Source organism: Trinickia sp., assembly GCF_051961175.1.
Classification (GTDB): domain Bacteria; phylum Pseudomonadota; class Gammaproteobacteria; order Burkholderiales; family Burkholderiaceae; genus Trinickia.
Genome location: NZ_JBQCDN010000030.1, coordinates 1 through 3,187, shown reverse-complemented (window position 1 = coordinate 3,187; position 3,187 = coordinate 1). Strand labels below are relative to the sequence as shown.

Here is a 3,187-nt window from a genome sequence, read left to right as displayed (position 1 = left end):
TCCACTCGTAGAGGATCTCGGTAATACCCTTTTGCCGCGGCCGCCCATCGGCGCCGATCATGACGAGGTTCAGCGCCGCGTTCGATTCGAGGCTCGTATGCGCGAGCAGCGAGTGGACGAATTCGGTCTGATCGATGCGGCTCGATTTCGGCTCGAACACGAGCCGCACCGGCGCATCCTTACCCGATTCGTCACGCACGGCATCGAGCAGCGCGAGCATTGTCTGCTTCGTTTGCAGCTGCTCGGGTGTCAGCGATTTCTTGCCGAGCTTGATCTTCGGATTCGTGAGTTCTTCGATCTCCTCGAGCACCTTCTGGCCCGAGGTGTTCGGCGGCAGCTCGTGCACGACAAGTTGCCACTGACCGCGCGCGAGATCCTCGATCTTCCAGCGCGCCCTCACCTTCAGGCTGCCGCGGCCCGTCTCGTATGCGGCGGCGATTTCCGTCGCGCTCGAGATGATCTGACCGCCGCCGGGGAAATCGGGCCCGGGCATGATGTCCATCAATTCCGCGTGCGAGATCTTCGGGTGACGGATCATCGCCACCGCCGCCGCGGCCACCTCGCGCAGATTGTGCGAAGGAATTTCTGTCGCCAGGCCCACGGCAATGCCCGATGCGCCATTCAGCAGCAGGAACGGCAGGCGCGCGGGCAAGAGCTTCGGCTCTTGAAACGAGCCGTCGTAGTTCGGCGCGAAATCGACAGTGCCTTCGTCGATCTCATCGAGCAGCAGCTTCGCGATCGGCGTCAAGCGGGCTTCGGTGTACCGCATTGCAGCCGCACCGTCGCCATCGCGCGAACCGAAGTTGCCCTGGCCGTCGATGAGCGGATAGCGCATCGAAAAATCCTGCGCCAGCCGGACGAGTGCGTCGTAGGCCGATTGATCGCCGTGCGGGTGGTACTTGCCGAGCACGTCGCCCACGACGCGAGCCGACTTGACGGGCTTGGCATCGGCGGCGAGGCCCATTTCGCTCATCGCGAACAGAATGCGGCGCTGCACGGGCTTTTGCCCATCGCAGACGTCGGGCAGCGCGCGGCCTTTGACCACGCTCACCGCGTAGTCGAGATAGGCGCGCTCGGCGTAGTGACCGAGCGTCAGCGATTCGCCGTCGGGTGTCGCGGCCGGTGCGAACAGATCGTCTTGTTGATCCATCGAGAATATTGTCCGTGTTCAGGAAACGCTGGAAGAAGTGCGTGCCTCAGATATCGGCTTCGACTTCGTTGCCTTTCTCTTCGAGCCAGCTGCGGCGTGCCGCCGCTTCGCCCTTGCCCATCAGCATCGTCATGCGCGAGACGGTGCCTTCGTAATCGAGTTCGCCGAGCGCGACAGGCATCAGGCGCCGCGTATCGGGGTTCATCGTCGTATCCCACAGTTGCTCGGCGCTCATTTCGCCGAGCCCCTTGAAACGGCTGATCGTCCATTGCGTCTCACGCACGCCGTCCTTGCGCAGCTTATCGAGCGTCGCTTCGAGCTCGCCCTCATCGAGCGCATAGAGTTTTTGCGCGGGCTTCTTGCCGCGTGCCGGGGCGTCCACGCGAAACAGCGGCGGCCGAGCGACACAAACGTGACCGCGTTCGATCAACTGCGGGAAGTGCTTGAAGAACAGCGTGAGCAAGAGCACCTGGATATGCGCGCCGTCGACATCCGCATCCGACAAGATGCAGATCTTGCCGTAGCGCAGATTCGACAGATCGACAGTATCGTCCGGGTTATGCGGATCGACGCCGATCGCCACCGAGATGTCGTGCACCTCGTTGTTTGCGAACAACCGGTCGCGCTCGGTCTCCCACGTATTGAGCACCTTGCCGCGCAGCGGCAGGATGGCTTGAAACTCCTTGTCGCGGCCCATCTTGGCCGAGCCGCCCGCCGAATCGCCTTCGACTAGGAACAATTCGTTGCGCGAGAGGTCGGTCGATTCGCAATCGGTCAGCTTGCCCGGCAACACGGCGACGCCGGAACTCTTGCGCTTTTCGACTTTCTGGCCGGCGCGCGTACGCGCTTGCGCCTGCTTGATGACGAGTTCGGCGAGCTTCTTGCCGTGTTCGACGTGCTGATTGAGCCAAAGCTCGAGCGCGGGACGCGCGAACGACGACACGAGCTTGACGGCGTCGCGGCTGTTCAACCGCTCCTTGATCTGCCCTTGGAATTGCGGATCGAGCACCTTCGCCGACAGCACGAACGACACGCGTGCAAAGACGTCTTCCGCCAACAGCTTCACGCCCTTCGGCTGCAGATTGTGCAGTTCGACGAAACTCTTGACCGCTTGAAAGAGCCCGTCGCGCAAGCCCGATTCGTGCGTACCGCCTGCCGGCGTGGGGATGAGGTTGACGTACGACTCGCGCTGCAGCGGGCCCTCCTCGCTCCACGCGACGACCCACGCCGCGCCTTCGCCTTCGGCGAATGAATCTTCGTTCGTGCGCGCGTTGTCCGCATAGCGCTCGCCCTCGAACAACGGAATCAACAGCTCACTGCCGGCCATGCCTTCGAGCAGATAACCGCGCAAACCGTCGTCGTATTTCCAGCTTTGACGCTCGCCCGACTTTTCGTTGACGAGCACGACCTCGACGCCGGGCAGCAATACTGCCTTCGAGCGCAGCAGGCGCTGGAGCTCGCCGAGCGGCAAGTTGGCCGAATCGAAATACTTCGGATCGGGCAGCGCCGTGACGCGCGTGCCCGAGCGCTTTTCACCGCGCTCGATCGCGCGGACGGCCAACGGGCGCACGACTTCGCCGTGAGCAAAGCCGACCTGTGCAACCTTGCCGTCGCGCCATACCGTGACGTCGAGCCGCGACGACAACGCGTTCGTCACTGAAACGCCCACCCCGTGCAGACCGCCCGAGAACGTGTACGCGCCGCCCGCCGCCTTATCGAATTTGCCGCCCGCGTGCAGACGCGTGAAGACAATCTCAACCACGGGCACGCCTTCATCGGGATGCAGGCCGAACGGGATCCCGCGCCCGTCGTCGTCGACGGAGACGGATTGATCGGCATGCAGCGTGACGGTAATTTGACGGCCGTGGCCGCCTAACGCTTCATCGGACGCGTTGTCGATCACTTCCTGGATGATGTGCAGCGGATTCTCGGTGCGCGTGTACATGCCCGGCCGCTGCTTGACCGGCTCGAGCCCTTTGAGCACCTTGATCGACGCCTCGCTGTATGCGGCGCTTGGCTTTTTCGTGGACATGGTCT

2 protein-coding genes are annotated in these 3,187 nt (G+C 63.1%); both read right to left on the bottom strand.

What is annotated here, in order from left to right:
- A partial coding sequence (locus tag ACTHL0_RS02045; protein WP_440564918.1) for a DNA gyrase subunit A occupies positions 1-1,150 on the bottom strand: 1,150 nt, incomplete at its 3' end.
- 46 nt (positions 1,151-1,196) lie between these two features.
- Complete coding sequence (locus ACTHL0_RS02040; RefSeq protein ID WP_440564919.1) at positions 1,197-3,182, bottom strand: DNA topoisomerase IV subunit B; 1,986 nt, start codon at positions 3,180-3,182, stop codon at positions 1,197-1,199.
- Between the last annotated feature and the right edge of the window lie 5 nt (positions 3,183-3,187).